This window comes from uncultured Pontibacter sp. (assembly GCF_947492645.1).
GTDB lineage: Bacteria > Bacteroidota > Bacteroidia > Cytophagales > Hymenobacteraceae > Pontibacter.
Genome location: NZ_CANLMZ010000008.1, coordinates 429,681 through 453,316, shown reverse-complemented (window position 1 = coordinate 453,316; position 23,636 = coordinate 429,681). Strand labels below are relative to the sequence as shown.

Annotated in this window: 14 protein-coding genes; 9 read left to right on the top strand and 5 right to left on the bottom strand. The window is 45.2% G+C overall.

Annotation, left to right across the window (positions count from 1 at the left end; all coding sequences use genetic code 11):
* Positions 1-14 precede the first annotated feature (14 nt).
* The 8 genes from Q1A23_RS12340 to Q1A23_RS12305 all read left to right on the top strand — a co-directional run bounded on the left by Q1A23_RS12340 (position 15) and on the right by Q1A23_RS12305 (position 13,265).
* Positions 15-689 (top strand): ABC transporter ATP-binding protein, encoded by a 675-nt coding sequence (locus tag Q1A23_RS12340; protein WP_299823788.1) that lies wholly within the window; start codon positions 15-17, stop codon positions 687-689.
* A 142-nt stretch (positions 690-831) separates the two neighbouring features.
* Complete coding sequence (locus tag Q1A23_RS12335; protein WP_299823786.1) at positions 832-4,848, top strand: response regulator; 4,017 nt, start codon at positions 832-834, stop codon at positions 4,846-4,848.
* Position 4,849: 1 nt separating this feature from the next.
* Positions 4,850-5,668 (top strand): protein-glutamate O-methyltransferase CheR, encoded by an 819-nt coding sequence (locus Q1A23_RS12330; protein WP_299823784.1) that lies wholly within the window; start codon positions 4,850-4,852, stop codon positions 5,666-5,668.
* On the top strand, positions 5,668-6,234 hold the full coding sequence (locus Q1A23_RS12325) for a chemotaxis protein CheB (RefSeq protein WP_299823782.1): 567 nt from the start codon (positions 5,668-5,670) through the stop codon (positions 6,232-6,234). The genes Q1A23_RS12330 and Q1A23_RS12325 overlap by 1 nt, the downstream gene beginning before the upstream one ends.
* Complete coding sequence (locus Q1A23_RS12320; RefSeq protein WP_299823780.1) at positions 6,231-7,448, top strand: hybrid sensor histidine kinase/response regulator; 1,218 nt, start codon at positions 6,231-6,233, stop codon at positions 7,446-7,448. Before Q1A23_RS12325 ends, Q1A23_RS12320 begins: the two co-directional genes overlap by 4 nt.
* 221 nt (positions 7,449-7,669) lie before the next feature.
* Positions 7,670-8,869 carry an anhydro-N-acetylmuramic acid kinase gene (locus tag Q1A23_RS12315; protein ID WP_299823778.1) on the top strand — a complete coding sequence of 400 codons (1,200 nt, stop codon included), beginning with the start codon at positions 7,670-7,672 and terminating at the stop codon, positions 8,867-8,869.
* 44 nt (positions 8,870-8,913) lie between these two features.
* Complete coding sequence (locus Q1A23_RS12310) at positions 8,914-11,922, top strand: SusC/RagA family TonB-linked outer membrane protein (RefSeq protein ID WP_299823776.1); 3,009 nt, start codon at positions 8,914-8,916, stop codon at positions 11,920-11,922.
* A gap of 26 nt (positions 11,923-11,948) precedes the next feature.
* Entirely contained in the window at positions 11,949-13,265 is a 1,317-nt protein-coding gene (locus tag Q1A23_RS12305) for a RagB/SusD family nutrient uptake outer membrane protein (RefSeq protein WP_299823774.1), read from the top strand.
* A gap of 69 nt (positions 13,266-13,334) precedes the next feature.
* Here Q1A23_RS12305 and Q1A23_RS12300 read toward each other — a convergent pair whose 3' ends face one another.
* The 5 genes from Q1A23_RS12300 to Q1A23_RS12280 form a co-directional block, all read right to left on the bottom strand.
* On the bottom strand, positions 13,335-14,318 hold the full coding sequence (locus tag Q1A23_RS12300) for an ABC transporter ATP-binding protein (RefSeq protein ID WP_299823772.1): 984 nt from the start codon (positions 14,316-14,318) through the stop codon (positions 13,335-13,337).
* 239 nt (positions 14,319-14,557) lie between these two features.
* The gene (locus Q1A23_RS12295) at positions 14,558-15,022 is read right to left on the bottom strand and encodes a small multi-drug export protein (RefSeq protein WP_299823770.1); all 465 of its coding nucleotides are present in this window, start codon (positions 15,020-15,022) and stop codon (positions 14,558-14,560) included.
* A gap of 421 nt (positions 15,023-15,443) precedes the next feature.
* On the bottom strand, positions 15,444-15,992 hold the full coding sequence (locus Q1A23_RS12290) for a class I SAM-dependent methyltransferase (protein WP_299823769.1): 549 nt from the start codon (positions 15,990-15,992) through the stop codon (positions 15,444-15,446).
* 261 nt (positions 15,993-16,253) lie between these two features.
* On the bottom strand, positions 16,254-17,624 hold the full coding sequence (locus Q1A23_RS12285) for an amino acid permease (protein ID WP_299823767.1): 1,371 nt from the start codon (positions 17,622-17,624) through the stop codon (positions 16,254-16,256).
* Between the two features lie 244 nt (positions 17,625-17,868).
* Positions 17,869-19,263 carry an MATE family efflux transporter gene (locus tag Q1A23_RS12280; RefSeq protein WP_299824383.1) on the bottom strand — a complete coding sequence of 465 codons (1,395 nt, stop codon included), beginning with the start codon at positions 19,261-19,263 and terminating at the stop codon, positions 17,869-17,871.
* 1,109 nt (positions 19,264-20,372) lie between these two features.
* Between Q1A23_RS12280 and Q1A23_RS12275 the strand changes: the two genes are divergently transcribed.
* A complete protein-coding gene (locus tag Q1A23_RS12275) occupies positions 20,373-23,636 on the top strand; it encodes a TonB-dependent receptor (RefSeq protein ID WP_299823765.1) in 3,264 nt (1,087 codons plus the stop codon).

Genomic DNA, 23,636 nt, shown 5'->3' with positions numbered 1-23,636 from the left:
GCCACAACTACAGCATGAGCAACATTATACTTGAGGCAAAGCAAATAAACAAGGCGTTTCACGACCCGGTAACGGTGCAGGTGCTTTCTGATATTACCTTTTCTGTAGATAAAGGCGAGTTTGTGTCTGTAATCGGCAAATCGGGTTGTGGTAAGTCTACGCTGCTCTATATTTTATCTACAATGGATACCGATTACCAGGGGGAGCTATACATTGATGACGAACTGATGACCGGTAGGAGCGATGTGGAGCTGGCGCGTATCCGAAACGAGAAAATAGGTTTTGTGTTCCAGTTTCATTACCTGCTGAACGAGTTCAGCGTGCTGCAAAACGTAATGCTGCCCGGCCTGAAGCTGGGCAAGTATAGTGAGCAGGAAGTTGAGCACCGCGCTTTGGAGAGGCTGAAGATGCTGGGAATTGAGCACCTGGCACAGAAAACGGCTTACCGCATTTCGGGTGGCGAAAAACAGCGCGTGGCCATTGCCCGTGCCCTTATCAACGACCCGCACATTATCATGGGCGATGAGCCTACCGGGAACCTGGATGTGAAGAACAGCGATATGGTATTCGATATTTTTAAGGAGCTGGCGGAAGTGCATAACCAGACGCTACTCATCGTTACCCACGACCAAAGCTTTGCCCAAAACAGCGGGCGCATCATTGAGATGGAAGACGGCAGGATTATCTGATGCCCAACCGGAAAAAGGCAAAGCTGTTTTTAGGCGACACAAATTCAATTTAGCTGTTTATAAAGCATCGCCGGCCTATAATTAGCTTAGGTTTTGTTAAATTGCATTTTCATAGTGCTTTCGACCTAACCAACCCGGATTGATGAAATTGATCAAAAATCTAAAAATCAGAAGTAAGCTGCTTCTACTTCTTTCGTTGCTGTTGTTCCCGCTTTTATACTTTGTCGCAACTACTTTTAACCGGGAACTTGATGAGCATGAGCAACTAAAGGATGAGTCGTATCAGCTAACAGAGTCAGAGAAAGTATCAGCCTTGATACATGCATTCCAGCGGGAAAGAGCGCGTATGCTGGCTGCTTCCGGCGGCGATTCGCTTATGATGATGGAAGCTAGAGCGCAAAGAAGTTTAACGGATGCGGCCCTGCGGGACTTAAATGATTTCCTGGACAGCACCGGACACACGATACCTGAACTCTCGTTGCTAAACGAGTTAATTCTGCACCGCACCAACCTCGACAATAACCAGTTGGATTTGTATGGGTACAGAAAGTACTCTTCAAGCCTGATTTTCTCTTTCCTGGATAGGATTGATGCCAACGCAACAGGAATCAGTACAGCTGAACTCGAAATTCAGTTATCAAACTTCCGGAACCTGGCTGAGACAAAGATCCAGTTATCCCGTATCCGAAGCCTGCTGATGAACGCCATCCAGAGCGGAGAACTTACCCTGGACGAGTATGTACTGTTAAACTCACACAAAACATCTTACGATGAGGCGCTCCGAAGTTTTAACAGGTATGCTGATGAGGAGTCGGCAAGCGCTTTACGGGATGTGCAGGCAAGCGATGATTATAAGAATACATCTCTTTTAATTGAGCGGTTGGTAAGCAACCCCCAAGCAGATGTTAAATCTTTGAATGCGAACGCCGTCTTTAAGATGTCTACAGAGAGCGTTGAAGCGTTACGGAAAATAGAAATGGACCTTATCAGCCGGATTCGGGGAGAGGTAAACGAGGATCTAAAAGAAAGGGAGCAGTATCTGTTTGTGCTGGCAGCGGTACTGGTGCTTATACTTGGCGCTGCTACTTTCCTGTCATTATACATCATCAACATTATATCGGCTTCACTTTCCACCCTGCGCACGGCAGCCGATAAGATAAAGCTGGGAGCCACAGATGTTGTTATTGATGTGTACAGCACAGACGAAATTGGTAAGGTGGCAGACTCATTCAGAGGCGTTTTAGAGAAAAATATTTACCTGTCCGGCGTGGCCAAGGCTATTGGTGAAGGCAAATACGACATGGACGTGGAAGTGCAAAGCGAGCAGGACGTGCTCAGCTACACTATCCGCGACATGAAAGAAAACCTGCAGCGCTTTACCACCGACAATGCCAACCGCAACTGGATACTTTCCGGTGTTACAGAACTTAATTCGATAGCAGTAGGCGAGAACAATGTATCCAGGCTAACGGAAAATGTTTTAGCCTTTTTGAGCAGCTATACTGGTGCCGAGGCCGGTGTGGTATACTTGCATAACGATGGAGCTAAATTAGAGCCTGTGGCCGGCTATGGCGTAACACAAAGTATAGAGCAGCTACCTTCGTTTATGATTGGGGCTGGTAAAGTAGGGCAAGCTGTAAAAGAGAAGAAAGTGAAGTTGCTGGATGGCGTGGGCGAAGAGCATTTACGCATTAAAACCGGCCTTTCTGATATCACACCTGCCTCCATCATCATTATTCCGCTCAACTTCTACAATACCATAGTTGGCGCCATAGAGCTTAGCACCAGAAAAAACTATACCGAGCTGGAGCTTGAGTTTTTCAGGGTGGCCGCTGAACGCATTGCCGTTATAGTGCATACGCTTAAAACCCATGCACAAACTGAGGAACTGCTGTTTGAAACACAAAACCAGGCCGAGGAACTGGAAACACAGCAGGAAGAGCTACGCCAGCTTAACGCCGAATTAAAGGCATCGGAAGAAGAATTGCGCGTAAACCAGGAAGAGCTTCAGGAAAAGAACACCGAACTCGAAGAGAAGGCGCAGTTGCTGGAAGAGCAGTTTGAGGCTATCCGTGCTAAAAATAAAGCGCTGGAAGATGCGCGCCAGGCCATTGAGCTTAAAATGCAGCAGGTAGAAACAGTAAGCAAGTATAAAAGCGATTTCCTGGCTAACATGAGCCACGAGTTGCGCACGCCACTAAACAGTATTCTTATACTTTCAAGGCTGCTCGCCGATAACCCTGACCTGACGTTAACAGCAAAGCAGATAGACCACGCCCAGATCATTCATAAATCCGGCAACGATTTGCTTAAGCTGATAAACGAAATACTGGACCTCTCTAAAATTGAGTCGGGTATGATTAAGCTGGAAACAGAGGAGATCAGGCTGAGTGACATTAAAATGGAGCCGATGTTTAGGGAAGTGGCTGCCCGCAAGAAAATCCACCTGACGGAAACGCACGAAGACAGCGCTGTTGACACCATTGTGACGGACCGGTTCAGGTTAGAGCAGATACTTAAAAACTTTATCGGCAATGCCCTAAAGTTTACCGACGAAGGCGGTGAGGTAGAAATAGCGATATATCCTGTCGTAAATAACAAACCGCGCTTTAAACAAGAGCACCTGAATGGGGCAAATGAAATAATTGCCTTTTCGGTGCGCGATACGGGCATCGGCATACCGAAAGAAAAACAGGACGAGGTATTTGAAGCCTTCCAGCAGGTGGATTCGTCGACAACGCGCAAGTATGGCGGCACAGGTCTGGGGCTGACGATAAGCAAAGAACTGGCTGCGCTACTTGGCGGAGAGCTACGGCTGGAAAGCGAGCCAGGCAAGGGCAGTACCTTTACCTTATACTTGCCACGTGTGGCACAAGCGCAGGAGCAAGGCAAAAAAACGCTGGCACAGGCCCCGGCTAGCCAGCAGGTACCTAAAGTGGAATCGGTGACGCAGGCTTTTGAGCAATTTGGCGCAAACGGCCATGAGGACGTTAAAATGCTGATTGTGGAAGATGACAAGGGTTTTAGCGACATACTTGCCGATTTTGCACGTGCCAAGAAATTTAATGTAATGCAGGCTTATACCGGGCGCGAGGGTTTGCAGTTGGCGCGCCAGGAGATGCCCAATGCCATGCTGCTGGACATAAACCTGCCGGATACAACAGGTTGGGATGTGCTGAAAGAAATCCGGGAAGACAAAGCGCTGCGCCATATCAATGTGCATGTTATGTCGGCCTACGACCGTGAAGTAACCGGCGGTTTCCAGGATAACGAAGAGTACCTGCCCAAGCCTGTGACGCTGGAAATGCTGAATAAAGCCTTCAGCACCATTACCAGTACCTTAGCCAAATCCATTGAAACCATACTTATTGTAGAGGACAACCAGGTGGAGAACAAAGCGGTGGCAGAACTGCTGCTGGCCCATGGCCTTAAATCTACATCGGCATACACGGCAGAGGAGGCGGAGCAGGTACTGGCAAAGCAGAAAATAGACTGCATTATACTTGACCTGAACCTGCCAGGCATGAAAGGCTATGACTGGATGCGAAAGATAAAATCAAACCCGGGCCTTGCGGATATTCCGATTATTATTTACTCTGGCAAAGATCTAAGCGAGCAGGAGGAAGCGCAGCTGAAGGAGTTTGCTAACACGATCATCATCAAAAATGAGTATTCGTACCTGCGCCTGCTTGATGAGGTGCAGCTGTTCCTGCATAAGGTTAACCAGAAACTACCTTCAGGCAACGACTTTAAAATGAAGTTGCACGTGCCGGAAGAGGTGCTGCAGGGTAAAAAGGTGCTGATAGCAGATGATGACGTGCGTAATATCTACTCGCTGAGCAGCTTATTGGAGTTGCACAACATGCAACCCGTAGTGGCTTACAATGGGGTAGAGGCGCTGCAGAAGCTGGAAAAGGAAACAGACATTGACATGGTGCTGATGGATATCATGATGCCGGAAATGGACGGAATTGAGGCAATAAAACGAATACGGGAAAACATCCGTTTTAAGCAGCTACCGATAATTGCCTTAACTGCCAAAGCCATGAAAGAAGACAGGGAGAAGTGCCTTAACGCTGGTGCCTCAGACTACATACCTAAACCAGTAGATACAGATAAGTTGCTAACCTTAATGCGGGTGTGGCTATATGAAGCATAGCATGGATGTACAGTTTGAGCAGGAGGTAGAGCAGCTGATAAAAGACATACGGCAGCATTACGGCTATGATTTTAACGGCTACGCACGGGCATCTGTTTACCGCAGGGTGAAACGTTTTCTGGCAAATAATCACCTGCAAACCATTCCTGAGTTGCGGGAGCAGGTATTTTCGGATAGCTTTTTTTTCGAAGGTTTTCTGCAGGAAATTACTGTAAACGTAACCGAGATGTTCCGGGACCCAGCTTTTTTCCTGTCGCTGCGGCAGAATGTGCTGCCAATGCTTTCTACTTACCCGTTCATAAAAATATGGGACGCCGGTTGCTCCACAGGAGAGGAGTTATTCTCGCTTGCTATACTTTTAAAAGAAGAAGGCCTGCTGGACCGAACGAAGATATACGCAACGGATATAAACCAGAAAGTGCTGAAGCAGGCAAAAGAAGGCATTTTCTCTGCCTCCAATATTGCGTCTTACACGTCGGGGTACTATGCATCGGGTGGCAAGCAAGAGTTTGCGAGCTACTACGTTAGTAACTACGGCAGCTTAAAGTTCGACTCATCGCTTATTAAAAACGTAGTGTTTTACCCACATAACCTGGCAACCGACTCTACCTTTAATGAGTTTCACCTGATCTTGTGCCGCAACGTGTTAATATACTTTAACCGGGAGTTGCAGGAAAGAGTGTTTACTTTATTCGATGACAGTCTGGTAGATTTAGGCTATCTTGCCTTAGGTAAAAAAGAAACGCTTGCAATGTCAGGTATTTTCAGCAGATATGCCTTCGTGGATAAAGAGAATCGTATTCACCGAAAAACCGGCTGATGAGAAAGACACCTGACTTGATCGTAATAGGAGGTTCGTGGGGTGGTATAAAAGCCTCGCTGGAAATACTTCAGGGCCTGCCGGAAGATTATAAAATACCAATAGTGCTGGTGCTGCACCGCCTTCGCGACCAGGAGGGCAACCTGAAGCAGCTGTTTGACAAGCGCCTGAACCTGAAAGTAGAAGAAGTGGAAGATAAAGAGGCTGTTTGTAGTGGATATGTTTACATTGCACCTGCCAATTACCATGTTTTACTTGAAAATGATAAAAGTTTCTCGTTAGATGTCTCAGATTTAGTAAATTACTCTCGTCCCTCTATAGATGTAACGTTTATTAGCGCTGCCGATACCTATGGCGAGGGTGTTATAGGCATACTTTTGAGTGGCGCCAGCAAAGACGGAAGCATGGGGCTTAAACGTATTGCCGATGCAGGTGGTATTGCCCTTGTGCAGGACCCGGCCGAAGCAGAAGTGGCTGTTATGCCACTTGCAGCCATCGAGGCTGTGCCAACTTGTTCTGTGCAAGGCCTTAACAGTTTAAAAGATTACTTACTTTCCCTAACATGATCGCTGACCAGCCATTACACGATTTAGACTTAGAAACAGTTGCTGTACATCCGGTTAAGATTCTTTTGGTAGATGACCTGGCGGAAAACCTGATTAGCCTGGAGAGCCTGCTATCTGATGGAAGCGAAAATATTACTTACCTCTTTGCCCGGTCAGGAGAGGAGGCCCTTAAGATTGCTTTAAAGGAAGAACTGGCGCTGATACTGATGGATGTGCAGATGCCGGAGATGAACGGGTTTGAAGTGGCGCGCTACCTGAGCAACACCTCTAAAACAAAAGACATTCCGATAATTTTTGTAACAGCAATTGACGAACAGGCTACCCACGTGATTGATGGCTTTGAGGCGGGTGCTGTTGATTTCCTGTTTAAACCGCTGCACCCTTTTATTACCCGTGCAAAAGTAGCTTCGTTTGTTCGTTTCTACATCCAGAAAAAAGAACTTGTGAAAGCAAACGAGGTAGTAAAAGAAGCCAATACGAACCTGGAGGCCAAGGTACAGGAACGCACCAGGGAGCTGACAAGAGTAAACAAAGACCTGGATAATTTTGTGTATACTGCCTCACACGACCTGAAGGCCCCTATCAATAATATTGAGGGTTTGATGATTGCATTACAGGAGAACCTGGATGACCCGAACCCGAATATGGAGGAAGTGGCCTCAATTGTGAAAATGGTGAATGCGGCCGTAGGCCGCTTCAAAACCACGCTGCAGGATTTAACCGAAATTGCCAAAGTGCAGCACGAGGACAAATCGTGTGAGAAAAACGTTGCTTTCAGCGAAATACTTGATGATGTTAAGCTCAATATTAAAAATCTGATAGAGTCATATGGAGCAACGTTTTCAGAAGACTTTACAGAGGCGCCCTCCATTGTTCATTCCCGGAAGAACCTGCGTAGCATCGTGTATAATTTGGTATCTAATGCCATAAAATACAGCTGCCCCGACAGAAAACCCGTAATTTCGCTTAAAACGCATCAAACCGAAAAATACACAGTACTTACCGTGCAGGATAATGGGCTTGGTATACGCCCAGAGGACCATGAGAAAGTGTTTAGCATGTTTACAAGGCTGCATAACCACGTAGAGGGCACAGGAGTGGGCATGGCCATTGTAAAAAGGATAGTGGAAATCAACGACGGCAAAATAGAGCTGGAAAGCGAACCAGGAAAAGGGACATCGTTTAAAGTATACTTTAAACTTAAAAGCCTGTAGGGTGAGTTCAGCAGTATTCTTTTTCTTGTACGGCGGCTAGCTCGCAACACATAGTGCCCACCCGATAAATACATTTTATACTTGCTGAAAGAATCCTGATTTCAGTCCTTATTTTATTGCAGTACGTTTAGTTTTATATAGCTTCGAACTTATATACCGGTGATTTTATACTTCTTGCCGGTATGAAAAAGCATTTCGAGCAATTAAAATTACATCGTGCTATGAATAAAGGACTTGCAGAGCTGTTTCAGGTGGTAAACAAAGATAAAAGAACTATCGTCGGTTTGATGTCGGGTACATCCCTGGATGGATTAGACATTGCCCTGTGTGAATTTACAGGCCACGGCCCCCAAACAAAAATGGTGCTGCGCGAGTTTGCCACCATGCCCTACGATACCTCTTTTAAACAGGAAGTAAAAGCCATCTTCTCCAAGCGACAGGTAGACCTGGAGAAAGTATGCTTGCTCAACGCTTACATTGGCAGTTTCCATGGCGAACTTATAAATAATTGTTTGCAGGATTGGGGCGTAAAGCAGCACGAAGTAGACATCATAGCCAGCCATGGCCAAACGATTTACCATGCCCCAGCCTCACTCCATGGTATCCCTGTTATGCCTAATGCCACGCTGCAAATCGGCGATGGAGACCATATAGCTGTTAAGACGGGCATCATTACCCTTAGCGATTTCCGGCAGAAACATGTGGCCGCAGGCGGCGAAGGTGCCCCGCTGGCGGTATATGGCGATTATCTTCTTTTTTCTGAAAAAGGGCAAAACAGAATCATGCTGAATATTGGCGGCATTGCCAATTTTACCTTCCTTCCCGGCGATTTAGACACCAAGCGAATATTCTCGACAGACGTAGGGCCGGGCAATACACTAATGGATGCTTATGTGCAGAAAGAGTACCCCGGTAAATATTTTGATTTAGATTCGGATATTGCAAAGAAAGGTACGTATAATACAAAATTAGTAACAGCGCTATTAGATCATTCTTTTTTTGAGCAAGGCTTTCCTAAAACTACAGGTCCTGAGTTATTTAACCTGGAATACCTGGAGCATGCACAGCAAAAGTCGGGGACTACGCAGCTTTCTCCGGAAGATGTAATGGCTAGCTTAAATCGCTTTTCTGCAATTGGTATAAGCGATGCTTTGCAAAGAACCTTAAAGGGAGAGAAGTTTGAGGTGTTTCTAAGCGGCGGCGGCATGCACAACCCGCTACTGATTCAGAATATTGAGGAGATGGTGACAGGTTTAACCATAAGAAATACCGCTGAGTTGGGTGTGTCTCCGGATGCTAAAGAAGCAGTATTGTTTGCAACGTTAGCCAACGAGTGCCTTGTAGGTAACCAAATTAATTTCGGGCCTGGGCAAACACGGGTACCCTCTGTGCATATGGGGAAGATAAGTTTACCAGCGTAGTTAATTAAAGCTAGATTTTATGTACCACAAAAATAAAATACACTATGAGAGACATTTACGTAATGGGGCGGCCCAGCTTAAGGGCAGCCTTACTGTGGGCATTCCTGCTGGTTTTGCTTTGCCAGGTGGCCTCTGCGCAGGGCACGCGCTATACCGTAACGGGTACTGTAACAGATGCCCGCACTAAAAGCGCACTACCCGGTGTTGTGGTAAGGCTTCAGAATACAAACACCGCTACCGCAACCGATGCAAACGGCAAGTATAACCTGGTTGCAAACCAGCCTGCAGGCACCTATCAACTGGTTTTTTCCATTATCGGTTTTAAGCCGGAAAACAGGCCGGTAGTGTTGGGCGCCTCCGAGAATGTAACCGTGGATGTGCAGCTAAGCGAGGACATTGTAGGCCTGGACGAGGTAGTGGTAACAGGTACCTCTGTGGCAACAAGTAAAAAGCAGCTGGGCAACGCCATCTCCACCGTATCGGCGGCATCTCTGGAGAATAGTGTAGCCACGTCTATCGATCAGGCTTTGGCTGGTAAAGTGGCCGGTGCACAAATCTCGCAAAACTCCGGAAACCCCGCAGGTGGCATAAGCGTGCGCCTTAGAGGCACAAGTACTGTAGTTGGCTCCGGAGACCCGCTCTACATCGTGGATGGCGTTATCATCAACAACACTTCTCCTGAACTTATTGACCTGGGTGGTTATGCCCAAAACCGTTTAGTAGATATCAACCCGAACGATATTGACCGCATTGAGATCATTAAGGGTGCAGCGGCAGCGGCCATTTATGGTTCCAGGGCCAGCAACGGTGTGGTACAGATTTTTACAAAACGAGGCAAGGAAGGAAAACCAAAAGTATCAGCCTCTACCCAATTCAGGGTTAGTGAAGTGCGCAAAACGCTGGAGTATAACGATTATCCTTTCCGTTTTATAAATACTATCGCATCAGACCTCACACAGGAACCTGTGCAGCGCTACGATTACCAGGATGAAATCTTCAGAACGGCGCTAGGCACAGAAAACAATATCTCGGTTTCGGGGGGCAGCGCCAATACACAGTATTTTCTGAGTGGTAACTTTTTAAGTAACCAAGGTATAGTAGATGGTTCCAGCTTTAACAGGGGAGGAGCCCGTGTACGACTGGATCAGACGTTGAATGACTGGATATCTGTTTCTTTCGGAGCCAACTATACGTTAAGCACCAGCGAAGAAATTCCGAATGGCGGCTTGCTTGAAACATACGGTGCCTTAACAGGATTTATCTTCAGCAATAACTTCATCAACCCACAGCCGGTTAACGGTGTTTATCCGTCTACTGCACCTACCAACGTGCTCCGCAGAACCAACCCCCTTGAGGCGATTAACCGCTTCGATTTTCAGCAGCGAACCAACCGCTTTATCGGTGACTTTCAACTAATGCTGACACCAATCAATAACCTGAACATCAATTATACATTAGGCTATGACAATGCCACCCAGATTGCGACAGGTTTTATCCCGGTAGGTAACACCACACCCTCCTACGATGCAGGCTACTCACGGCGTGCCGACAGAACTTCTTACCTGTTAAACAACGACCTGAACATATCTTACAGAACGATGCTATCCGATTGGCTGGAATCTACAACAGGTGTGGGTGGTACAGCCCAGGTAGAGAAGTATTATACTTCAGCTATTACAGCTACACAGTTGGGGCCAATTGCGCGAATTGCCAGCGGGGCAACAGTTGTTTCTTCAGAGGAAAGAAGCGACATCAACATACTTGGATTCTTTGCACAGCAAACCTTCGGCATCGGCGACCGCCTGTTCCTGACGGGGGCAGGACGCTACGACGTATCTTCTGTTTTTGGAGAAGATAACAGGTGGCAATTTTACCCTAAAGTAAGCGCCAGTTACCTGATATCAAACGAAAGTTTCTGGCAAGGCCTGAGCAATACAATACCGATTCTTAAGCTTAGGGCATCTTACGGACAGGCAGGTAACCTGACAGCGCTTCGGGCATACGAACGGTACACCAACTACAATCCTGTTGCATTGCCAGGCTTTCCGGGAGTCGTGTCTTCTACACTCTTAGGCAATTCAGGCATCAAACCAGAGAGACAAGAAGAAATAGAGGTTGGTGCTGATATGAGTTTTCTAAATGGCAGACTTGGACTTGAATTCTCTTATTACCACAAAAACGTAGAAGATTTACTCCTTCAAATAACACTAACTCCTTCCACCGGCTTCCTGAGCCAGTATGCCAACATTGGCACCATGACAAATAAAGGTTTTGAGCTGATGCTGACTGGCGCACCGGTTCAAAAAGAGAATCTTAAGTGGACATCCACGCTGATCTACTCCAGAAACAAGAATGAGGTAAATGACATACCGGGTGGGGTGTTGCCTTTTCCGGGTGGGTTTGGGCAGGTTGCCGCAGTAAACGGTTACCCGCTTGGTGCTTTTTACAGTACGTATTTTGCCCGTAACCCGGATGGCTCGCTCTTGCTAACCCCAGCCGGACTGCCGCAGCCTGAGCGTATAGGGCGCAACCCTGAAACAGGCCAGCCAACCGGCGCTACTGTTCCTAAAGTTATCGGAGATCCGAACCCGGACTGGACAGGCTCCTGGGTAAATGAAGTGACCGTTGGCGCAGGTTTATCTTTCCGGGTACTTTTTGATGCAGCGTATGGCTTTGATGTGTTCAATTTTACCCGCCGTGTAGGAGAGCGTGATTTGTACGGTGGCCTGGCCGGGTACGAACCAGAGCTTAGAGGCGAAGTGCCAAAAGGTACATCCGCTGCATTGTTCGGTATTTTTGAAAATTATATTGAAGATGGCTCTTATATCAAGTTAAGGGAAGTATCAATAGGTTATGACTTTAAGCCGGCTTTTATCGGAAACGGCAGCGTGCGCGTGAGCCTGGCGGGTCGTAACCTTTTCTCGATTGATGATTACAGCGGTTTTGACCCTGAAGTAAACGCTGCAGGACAGACTACTGCCGTTCGGGGCTTCGACTTTGTGGAGGTACCTATACCAAGAACCTACGCCTTAGGCCTTACTGTGTCGTTCTAATCTTCTCTAACTAAACAGGAAATCAAATGAAAAATATAGCGTCATATTTAAAGATAAGTGTACTGTCAGGCTTTCTGTTGCTGTCAAGTGGCTGCGAGCTTGATATACCAAACCCCAATGCGGCAAGTGATATAGAGGTGCTTTCTTCCCGTGAAGGTATCATCGCGCTGAGCGTGGGCTTAAGGCAGTTTTATTCCACTTCTGGTGTAGAAGCCGCCCGTTTATACACCGGTGTAACTGGCCGGGAGATGAAAGGTGTGGCTACCTTTACGAATATACTAGAGCTGGAGGCAGGCGGCACAGCATTGCCAACTTTTAATGGTAACATATTGGGTTTATGGTCCAGGATGCAACGCACCATGAGCATGAGTGAGCAGATACTGGAAAATGCTCCGAATATTCAGGCGTTATCGGGTGGCACATTAAGCGGGGTATTAGCACATGCGCATTTATTTAAGGCAATGGCTTTGGGGAATTTAGCGAATGCTTTTGAACAGGCAAACATAGAGACAAGCATTACTGAAAAAGTCTCTTTCGTGCCCCGCGCCCAGGTTTTAGCGGCAGCAATTTCCCACCTGAACGAGGGCATAGCCTTACTTGATGCCACGCCGCCTTCGCAGGAGTTTACTACGCTTGTTACAGGTTCTGCGTTTGATCTGAGAAACACCTTGTATGCCATGAACGCCAGGTATAACTTATATGCGGGCAATTATGACGCTGCGCTCACAAATGCAAACCTTGTGGACCTTACTGCGACATCAGCGTTTGTGTATAGCACGTTAAGCCCGAACCCTATATACAATACCGTTTTCGTGCTGAAATACTTTAGCCCTCGTGATGACCTTGGTTTACCGGCAGATCTTTTCGAAGAAGGAGATGCAAGAGAGGACTTTTACCTGACTGGTCCTATAGTAGATGTAGGCGGGGATCCGGTAAGAACATTGCAGGGTTTTTTTGATACGCAAACGTCTAACATTCCTGTATACTTACCTGATGAAATAAAACTTATAAAAGCTGAGGCTATACTTCGCAGCGATGGGGTGTTGGATGATGCATTGGCACTTATAAACGAAGTAAGAACGCAGGCTTCAGGCGACCCTTTTGGGGTTAATGCCTCTTTGCCAGCTTATAGTGGTCCGGTAACCAGAGAGGCGCTATTGCTGGAAGTGTACAGGCAGCGGTCAGCAGAGTTATACTTATCGGGGCAGAAGTGGGAAGACAGTCGCCGCTTTGGCCGTCCCGCACCACCAGAAAGCACGGCAGAGCGTAACAGGAACTTCTATCCATACCCTGACCAGGAAAGGCTAACCAACCCCAATACGCCAAATGACCCAGTAATATAAGTGAATATAAGTTGATAGAAGAACCCGTTCTGATGTATACTTGGAGCGGGTTCTTTTATGCCTGATTACCTACAAGGGCCAAATCCCTTCCGGGTTTAGCAAAACATAAACGGTGTCACCTGGCTGTAAATTATTTTCTGTTGTAGTTAAAGTAAGTATGGTACCGGCAAGTATAACCTTTAGTTCGTAGTGGTTGCCATAGAAGGAAACAGCCGTTACTGTGCTTTCAAGTCCTGTGCTGTTGCCTGCTGCCAAGTGGAAGAACTCTGGCCTGACCAAACAATTTCTCCCCTTCAACTTAGCTTTAGCGGCACCCGGGAAGCGTTTGATCAACGCTGCATCAAGCAAGTTATACTTACCGAAAAGCCCCGCAACATACTCATTGATGGGTTGGCGGTATACTTGCTCAGGCATGCCGCGCTGTATTATGCCTCCGTTTCTCATTACCAGAATTTCATCAGCCCAAGAAAGTGTGTCTGCCGGGTCGTGGGAAATGAGGGTGCAAGTGATTTCAAGGTTTTCGGAAATATCCTCTATAACCGACTTTAAGGTAGCTTTATGAACCATATCCAGGTTGGAGAAAGGTTCATCAAGCAGCAGTAGCCGGGGAGAAGAGGTTAGCAGGCGTGCCAGGGCTATACGTTGTTTCTCGCCTCCGGATAGTTGGTTTGTTTTACGTTTTAATAAGTGGTTGATTCTGCAAATCTCATAAAGAAAGGCAGCTTCGGCATCGGGGAGTGTGTTTGCATACTTTAGCACCTGTTCTACCCTTAAAAACTGTGGCAACTCATATTGCTGCGATAAGTAGGCAATTTCCGGATGGCCCGGTACAAGTACATCATGTGGCCCCAGTACTTTATCTCCCTCAAACAGCACCTGCCCCGACTCAGGCTGAACCAAGCCAGCTATGGTTTGCAGTAAGGTGCTTTTTCCGGATCCTGTTTCTCCGGCAATGGCAATTTTTTGAAATTCCTGCTGGGTAAAAGAAATATCTGTTAAAACTGTGTTTTCTCTCTCAGAGACACTTATATCGGATACATCTAAAAAGCTCATAAAAAAACGGGATGTTGGCTCATGCTTTTGTTTGCCAGTACTTTATAAATTTGAGGTCTGCTTTTAAGCAGAAACAAAGGTATACAGGGCCCAAAAGTAAGGTATTGAAACCGGTAATCCGATTAGCTGTGTCTAAAGTATAAGTTGCTCCAGGGGGAGTTAAAAAAACAGCCTCGCTGTAAGCCGCTCCAGATAGGCAACTTACAGCGAGGCTGTTTCACGTTAATACGGTTGTAAACTTACAATTTTGTGAAGCCCAGATGGCCAAGGTAAGTACCGGCAGCCATAAACGCAGACGATACAAGCACCCCCAAGCTAATAGCTACAAATGCTCTTTTACGCTCAATTTTAAATATACTGGCTGCTATAGTGCCCATATATGCCCCTGTGCCCGGAAGCGGTATCATCACGAAAACCATTAAACCCCAGAAGCCATACTTCTGTACGTTTGCTCCCGCAATTTTTTTAGCACGCTTAGACAGGAAAATAACACCTTTCTTATAATTACGAAAGGGCCAGAACCGCTGACCAAACGTATCGATCAGCCACATGAACAACGGGAAAACCATAACGTTAGCCACCGTGCCAATAATAAAGGCCACAAAGTAATGCACATTATTTAATATGGCATAAGGTATACCTGCTCTCGCTTCACCAAAAGGAGAAATACTAAGTAAAAAGGTATAAATAAGAGTCTCCAGCATAGGTATTCAAACGAAAAATCAAATCTCTTAAATAATACATTCTAAGGCAAGCAGATTTACGCCTCCGGCACCTTTAGAATGTAATTTTTTTCCTGTTAAAGGATGTAGAGGAGTAACAGGCCTGCCTGCACAATAATTCAAACGTAACTAACTCATTTTTAGCATACGGGAGCAATATGCTGTGTTTGCTGCACTACACATAGGGTTTTGCGTTTGCCTGATTTTGGATGGCGTATAGACGCGAAGATAACCTGAGGCTAATATCCGCCATACGATTCTTCTTAAAGTATAAATTTAATTGTTGATGAATCAGCTGCTGGCAAGTATGGTTTTTCTTCAAAGCGCAGTAAGAATGGCCGATCCATACAATATGAGGCGGCCTTTCTTCTGGTAATGAGAATATGCTATACTTTTGATTTGATTATTTTTTGCCAGGTACTGTCCAGAAGTAAATTTTGGCGCCATCTACCTCAATTGTTTTTTCAGGTTCCCAATCGCCCATATCAAAGGCATGCGATACAATGCGTGTGCCCGGCTTCAGTTCTTTAAGCAGTTTGGGGCGAAGCTTCATGTTTACAGAAGGAAGCAAGTATAGCGTAACCACAGATGCTTTGCTAAAATCTGCCTCGAACAGGTTGCCTGTCTCAAACTGAACTCTGTTTTCAACGTTAGCTTCGGCAGCATTTTGCTTAGCTTCTTTAATGCGCTCCGGATTTATATCAATGCCCTTACCTGTTGCGCCATACTTTTTAGCAGCTGTAATTACAATGCGGCCATCGCCACAACCCAAGTCATACACTACGTCGTTTTTGTTCACTTTTGCCAATTCAAGCATAGCATCTACTACTACCTGTCGGGTTGGTACATAGGGTACATCTAGTTTAGGTGGCGCAGCAGTTTGGGCAGCGGCTTGAGATGTTGCCAGCAGGCTTAGTAAAAACAGGATAAAAGTTGTTTTAAGTGTTTTCATCTTTTAGAAGTTAGGTGTTAAACTTAATTGAATCTGATGCCTGAGAAAGCGCAATGCTACCAGCTAATAAGAAAACGGTGGTAACAGAACGTGTTTAAGTGCGAAGGGTGATGCTGAAATTCTGTACGGTAAGAGGCTCTTGTATAAACCTTTGTGTATACGTAATGCCTTAACAGCAGTTTGTGGCAGAGGCAGCAGAATAAAACACACTCTTTTTGCGCCGCCTGAAAGCTAGTATGAAAAGGGTGTACGTAAGGCGATTCAGCTTTTGCGCTGCAGTTTCTCGATTGTGGGCAAGGCTAAGAGTAACAGCACGCCGGCAAAAAGCACTCCAATACCCACTAATGCCCCAAAGCCAGTATAAACTAAGCTCGAATATAACAGGTAGCCACTAGTAAGACAGAAAATAAGCGGCAGAACAGGGTAAAATGGTACCCGAAAGGGCCGTTCCAGAGCTGGTTCCTTTCGGCGCAAGATAAACAAAGCCACCCCTACCAGCAGCAGGAAAAACCAAAATACCGGAGCAGTATACTCTACAATGGTTTCGAAGCCGTTGCGCGTGAGAAAGCCCAGGCCAATAAGAGCAAGTGAGATAAGCCCCTGTACCACAAAAGCATTAACAGGAGATGAAGTTTTGGTATTCCACTTGCCCAGCATGCTGAACACCGGGAAGTCACGGCCCAGGGCATAATTGGTGCGCGCCCCGGTAAAAATAGTAGCGTTAGCTGAGGTTAATGCAGATATGGCCACTAAAACGCCAATCAACACAACTCCGCCCTCTCCGAACGTTACACGCATTAAGTCTCCGGCAATTGCATCGGATTGGGCCATGTTGCTTAGGCCCAGCACATTTAAGTAAGCAAAATTAATGAGCATGTAAACTGCCGTGATGATAAAAATGCCCAATATCAAAACAGTAGCCATGCCGCGTTTACCTGACTTCAGTTCTGCTGAGATATAAGCTGCCTCGTTCCAGCCTCCAAAGGTTAGCAGCACAAAAACCATGGCAAGGCCTAAAGAGGTACTTGGAGCGGCAATTGTAGGTAAGGAGGCAGTTGCCGATGCCTCTGGTGGGGCAAAGAAAAAGCCTGCCACTACAATAAGTAAAATGCCCAGCACTTCCACGGTTGTCAGCAGCTTTTGTGTGCCAGCCCCAAACGTGACTCCTACAATGTTTATCCCTGTTAAAATCACCACAACAACTCCGGCATATATTACCGACGTGTATTCGCCGATGCTATAAATTTGTGCGGCATAGTCGCCAACAATAAAAGAGAGTAGGGCAATAGAGCCTGTCTGTATTACACTCATCCGTGACCAGGCAAACAAGAAAGCCAGTCTTTTGCCGAACGCGCGTGTCAGAAAGTGATAATCCCCACCAGTATTCGGGAAGGTGGTTGTAAGTTCGGCATAACAAAGCGCTCCCACCAACGAAACAACGCCTCCCAGTATCCAGGCAACCAGGAACATTGTGCCTGTGTCGGTGTTGGCTGCCACCATGGACGGAGTCCGAAAAATGCCAGCACCTATTACAATACCCACTATAACGGCAATGGCATCGGTCATGCTTAACGCAGGTTTTGGCTGCGCATCTGTTTCTGTAGCAAGCCTGTTTTCAGTTCGTTGTGTCATTTGTGCCTTATTTAGATACTCCGGAAGCCTGATCTTATACTTTAAACTCAATCCTAGTGCGTGAGTGCCCGCTCACTTTAAAGTATTGGCATGCGTTTTAAAAGTTATAGTGCTTAACCTTAGCTGGTTGCGATTTGATGTTTAGTAGAAGTATAACGTAGAGTAAACAGGATAAGGTTGGCCTGTAAGAAATAAGTGCGTAACTAAATTATTTGTGCGGTGCTGGTAGCCAGAGGTGAAATCGTCAGACCTTCACGTTTTTCCAGTTGCCTTTTCTGAAAAGCCACCAACTTACAAGCGCATGGAACGAATGGCAGAATGCAATGGCAATGAAAGCTCCTGTTGCCCCGAAATCAAACTGAATGGCTAATAAGTAAGCTAGCGGAATCTCAATAAACCAAAGCACGACAATATTTATGATGGAAGGTGTTTTGGTGTCTCCGGCGCCATTAAATGCCTGTATCATGACCATGCCCAGACCAAAAAATACGTAACCCAGGGTAATAATTTTGAGTGCTTCTGTGGCAACGCTTACAACCTCAGGGTCCTGGGCGAAGAACCCCGACAAGTGCTCCCCGAAAAGTATGAACACAAGTGTGATAAAGGCCATGAAAATGACATTGTAACGCGCAGTAAGCCATACTGCCAGCTCTGCCCGTTTGCCTTTTTGCGCCCCCAGGTTTTGCCCTACAAGCGTAGCTGCTGCCGATGAAAGCCCCCAAGCAGGCAGTATCGTAAAAGTAATAACCCGAAAAGCGATAGTGTAGCCTGCCAACGCCTGGCTGCCAAATTCTGCTATCAGCCGCGTCAGAAAAATCCAGCTTGCAGAGTCTATAAGAAATTGCCCCATACCACCAGACGATACTCTGAGAATGCGCATGACAACGGCGGTACTAAGTATAAAGTTGGAGCGCGTAATCTTAAGCAGATGCCTGCCATTAAGCAGGTGGTATAGCTGGTAAGCAACACCAATGCTTCGCCCGATAGTAGTAGCCCAGGCGGCTCCCTCTAATCCTAAACCATCAAAGGAACCTACTCCGAAAATAAGCAGGGGATCTAGCACGATGTTGGCTCCATTTGCCAACCATAAAGCACGCATGGCCAGGTGGGGTTGCCCAGCCCCCCTGAAAGCACCGTTAATCAGAAACAGCAGGATAATGGCAATGTTACCGGCAAAGATAATGCGTGCATAGTTTATACCTGTGGCGATTACTTCTGGCTCTGCGCCCATCAGAGCCAAAATGTCGCCTGCAAAAGCTGTTGCCAAAGCACCCATCAGCAGCGCCAGAACAGACCCGGTTGCTATTAACTGAAACGTAATGCTGCCAGCCTGGTGGTAATTCCTTTCGCCAACCCTGCGCGATACCATGGCGGTCGCGGCTATACTTACGCCCATGCCCACGGCATATATTATCATCAGCACCGATTCGGTTAAGCCAACTGTTGCAAGGGCATTGGAGCCCAGTTTCCCCACAAAAAAAATATCCACCACCGCAAACAATGATTCCATGACCATCTCCAGAATCATGGGTATGGCCAGCAACACAATGCTGCGTTTTATACTAAGCGTAGTATAATCCTGCTCCTTGCCTTTAACGGCAAACCAAATCAGTTTTAGAAAGCTCTGGAAATTATGCATCTGTGCTTTTGTGTGCGCAAAGTGGCTACAGTCTACGTTAATTAGAGCCACAGGTAACTGTTAGCGTTAAATTTAGCCTAAAAGCAGGTTTGTATTTGAAAAAATCACAGGCCGATGCCGGGGATTTACAGTCACGTTATACTTCAACCGCTTGTATGGTAGTCAAAACGATACATAGTAAGGCCCAAAGTATAGCTTTATAGAAATCGGAGACACATGTGTCGTTATACTTCTTGCCTTGGTTTTACTTCTAAATCTTCGGGTACAGCATGTACAACTTTGTGAGCTGTTACAGGATAGTGCCTACTTTCCTTGATGCGTTAGAGGTGCCTTTGGTATAGGTATTTTCCGAATTGTAGAATTCTAAGCATCTAAGAAGTAATAGTGGCTGTGGTAAAAGCAAAAGCTTTAGATTTTAGACTGCAACTCTCTGGTTAAGTAAATTTGCTTTGATGTAAGCTACGAGTAAAAGATGTCTTTTAGAATTTGATGTAGGTGTAAGTAAGTACTAGCTTACTTTGCAAATTCATGTCGGAACATTAAACTTAAAAGCCGAACATAAACGCCAAAAGCAACAATAAGTTTATGCTTGTTTTTGCCATCTTGTATTGTTAAGCTTAAAGCTATACAGGTAGTTTTAGTACATTGTGTACAGCTATAAAGAAGGGTTTTGCATTTATTATTATCATTTATATAATCATTCTTAGTTAAGAATCGTATGTATTTATATATACCTATTTTTGAAGTTTAACTGCAGTAATATTATCTTGCTCTGCGGTTTTTTCTTTTTTTTACATAAATTGCTGCAATAACCTGACCGGTTTTTAAAGATTTTTATTAGCTTTAATATGTAATTAAAAATGTTTCAAAATATACAGGAGGAGGGGAATAAATCAGAGCGTGAGATGGTGCTTCTTCTGAAACAGTAAGAGTGCTTATAAATTTATACTATAGCAAGATTTTAACCGGTTTGCTATCAAAGATTCTTCTGATCAGTTTGATTGCAGCGCGAGCCCGGTTTCAATTTGAGTAAAATGCAGTAGGTGCTAATATCATCTAATGTCTGTTGTCAATAATTCAATATAATCTAAACTATTAGCTAAGTTGTTATGAAAAAAAGTATACGATGTCTCTTTTGGGGGATTTTCTTTCTCCTGTTTCATTACCAGGCTTTTGCACAAAGCAAAACGGTTACTGGTACGGTAACATCTGCCGAAGATAATTTCAAGCTTCCGGGTGTTTCCATCTCTGTTAAAGGGCAGGCCCGTGGTACCACTACAGATGCCACAGGTAACTATTCAATTAGTGTTGCTCCAGAAGATGTGCTAGTATTCACTTTCATAGGTATGAAGCCTGAGGAAAGAACAGTAGGCACAGCTACTACTATTAATATTGTGCTTCAGGCTGATGCCAAAGCTTTGGACGAAGTAGTGGTGGTAGGTTACGGCACTCAGAAAAAGGCGAATTTAACTGGTGCAGTTTCTACTGTTGAAACTAAGGTACTAGAGTCTAGGCCTATTACTGATGTGGCGCGTGGCCTTCAAGGTACAACTCCCGGTTTAACTATTTCAACCTCAAGTGGTGCTATAGGACAGAACCCAAACATCAGGCTAAGAGGTATGACTGGTACGCTTAGTAACTCTGGTGGTGCTCAGCCGCTTATACTTGTAGACAACGTAGAGATAGAAAGCTTGCAGATGGTTAACCCGGAAGATATTGAGACAATATCTGTTCTAAAAGATGCGGCTTCTTCTTCTATATATGGTTCAAGAGCAGCTTGGGGTGTAATTTTGATTACAACTAAATCTGGCAAAAAAGGTGCTTCACCAAAAATTTCATACTCAAATAACTTCTCTTGGAGTAAGCCGACTACAACACCTCAAATTGCTCCTGCAGCAGAAGGTGCTGAAATGGCTTTCCAGGCACTAAGAAGAACAAACCCTAGCACAAACGTTTTTGGTGTTGTGGGTATGTATATTGATGAAGCTTCAATTGAGAAAATGCGTGAGTGGGAGCGTATGTATGGCGGTCAGGATCTTGGAAATGAAATGGTGCTGGGCCGAGATTTTGACATTAGAGACGGCCGCTTGTTCTTTTATCGCTCATGGGACCCAGGAAAAATGTATATGAAAGACTGGACTCCTCAGCAAAAGCATGATGTTTCAGTATCAGGCGGCAGCGAGAAAACAAGCTATCACTTAGGACTTGGTTATTTGGGTCAAGAAGGTGTTTTGAAAGTTAATCCAGATGAGTTTAAAAGGTATAACATGACTTTGAGTGTGAATACCAGCGTAACTGATTGGTTTGACGCTAGAGGTAAAGTTTTGTATTCAAACTCGTTAACTACTCGCCCGTTCTATTTCTCGAGTGAAACATATGACCCTTGGTACTATCTGTACAGATGGCCTGCAGTATACCCTTATGGTACTTATGAAGGCTACCCTTTCAGGAGCGCAATCTCAGAAGTTGAACAGGCTAAAATGACTGATAACAACTCCGGTATGACTCGTATCAACATTGGTGGTACATTGAAGCCCTTGAAAGGACTTACAATAGACGCAGATTATACTTATACAGGAAATAATACCAATGAGCATCAGACAGGTGGAGTATTATCTGCATATAACTTCTGGTCTACTGGTGCTGCTCTAAAGTATGAGCCTTATAGCTCAGCTTCTTACAACAGAGTGCAGTACAATAACTGGTGGAGTAATAGAAGTACTGGTAGGTCTTTTGCTACCTATACGAAAGACATCGATAGTCACTCTTTCAAAGTAATAGCTGGTGGTGACGTTGAAATATATGAGAATTGGTTCCAGTCATCTCAGAAGAGAGACTTGATGGATCCAGATCGAGGAGAAATCAATTTAGCAACAGGAGATCAATTTGTGTCTGGTAACCACGGAGAGTGGGCTACACTTGGTTTCTTCGGTCGTTTGAATTATTCATTCAAAGACAAATTCCTTCTTGAATTCAACGGTAGATATGATGGTTCTTCTCGCTTATCACCGAGCAAAAAATGGGCATTTTTCCCATCTATGTCAGCCGGATATGTTATTAGCGAAGAACCTTTTATGGAATTCTCAAAACCTGTTCTTTCTTTCCTGAAGTTTAGAGGATCTTGGGGTGCAATTGGTAACGAAAATGCTGCTCTAAGCACTATTTACAGAACCATGCCAACAAGTAGTTCTAACTGGCTTATAAATGGCAATAATATGCCTACTGTGGCTACTCCAGGCTTTATTTCTGATGCTTTAACTTGGGAAACAGTTACAACTCTTGACTTTGGACTTGATTCAAGATTCTTCAACAATAACCTTGGAATCGTATTTGACTGGTACAGAAGAACAACTTCTGATATGCATAGCCCGGGACTTACACTTCCAGGATCATTTGGTACAACTCCACCAAGAAGAAACTACGGAGAAATTCAAACTACAGGCTGGGAGTTAGCTGTAGATTGGAATAAGAGCTTTGCTAATGGCTTGAATTTCAATGTAACAGGTATGCTTTCCGACTTCCAGGAGAAGGTTACAGAATACGCGAATACTACCATGGGTATCAACTCTTATTATGAAGGAAAGACACTTGGTGAAATCTGGGGTTATGAAACAGATCGTTTCTTTACCGCTGATGACTTCGTAAAAGATGGTAGTGGAAACCTTGTGATGCAAAATGGCAAGTATGTTTTAAATGATGGTGTTCCAGGCCAATCATTATATGAGAGTGGCTGGTTCTTCTATGGCCCAGGCGATATCAAGTATAAGGATTTGAACGGAGATGGTGTTGTTGACTACGGCTCATTAACAGTTGATGACCATGGTGATATGAAAGTAATTGGTAACTCAACTCCGCGTTATCAATATGGACTAAGACTAGGCGCAGATTGGAAAGGATTTGACCTTAGCTTATTTATGCAAGGTGTGGGTAAGCGTGAAATGTGGGCAAATGGTCCGTTGTTCATTCCTGGTTACAGAGCAGGAGAGGCATGGTTTGAGCACCAGCTAGACTATTGGACGCCAGATAATCCAAACGCTTATTATCCGCGCCCTACAGATGCTCAGGGTGCAGCAAATGCTAACAATGGCAAAAACTTTCTTCCACAAACAAAGTATTTGCTTGACTTATCTTATCTAAGAATGAAAAACTTAGCAGTAGGTTATACTATACCACAAAATTTAACGCGCAAAGTACATGTAGAAAGATTGCGTGTTTATGTAAGTGGCGAAAACCTATTTGAGTTTGATAACCTTGATGTTCCGATTGACCCAGAAGTTGACTATACAACTGCTGGCTTGAATGACTCTAATACTTTTGGTAGAGTTTACCCATATCGCAGAACACTTTCATTCGGACTTCAAGCTACTTTCTAA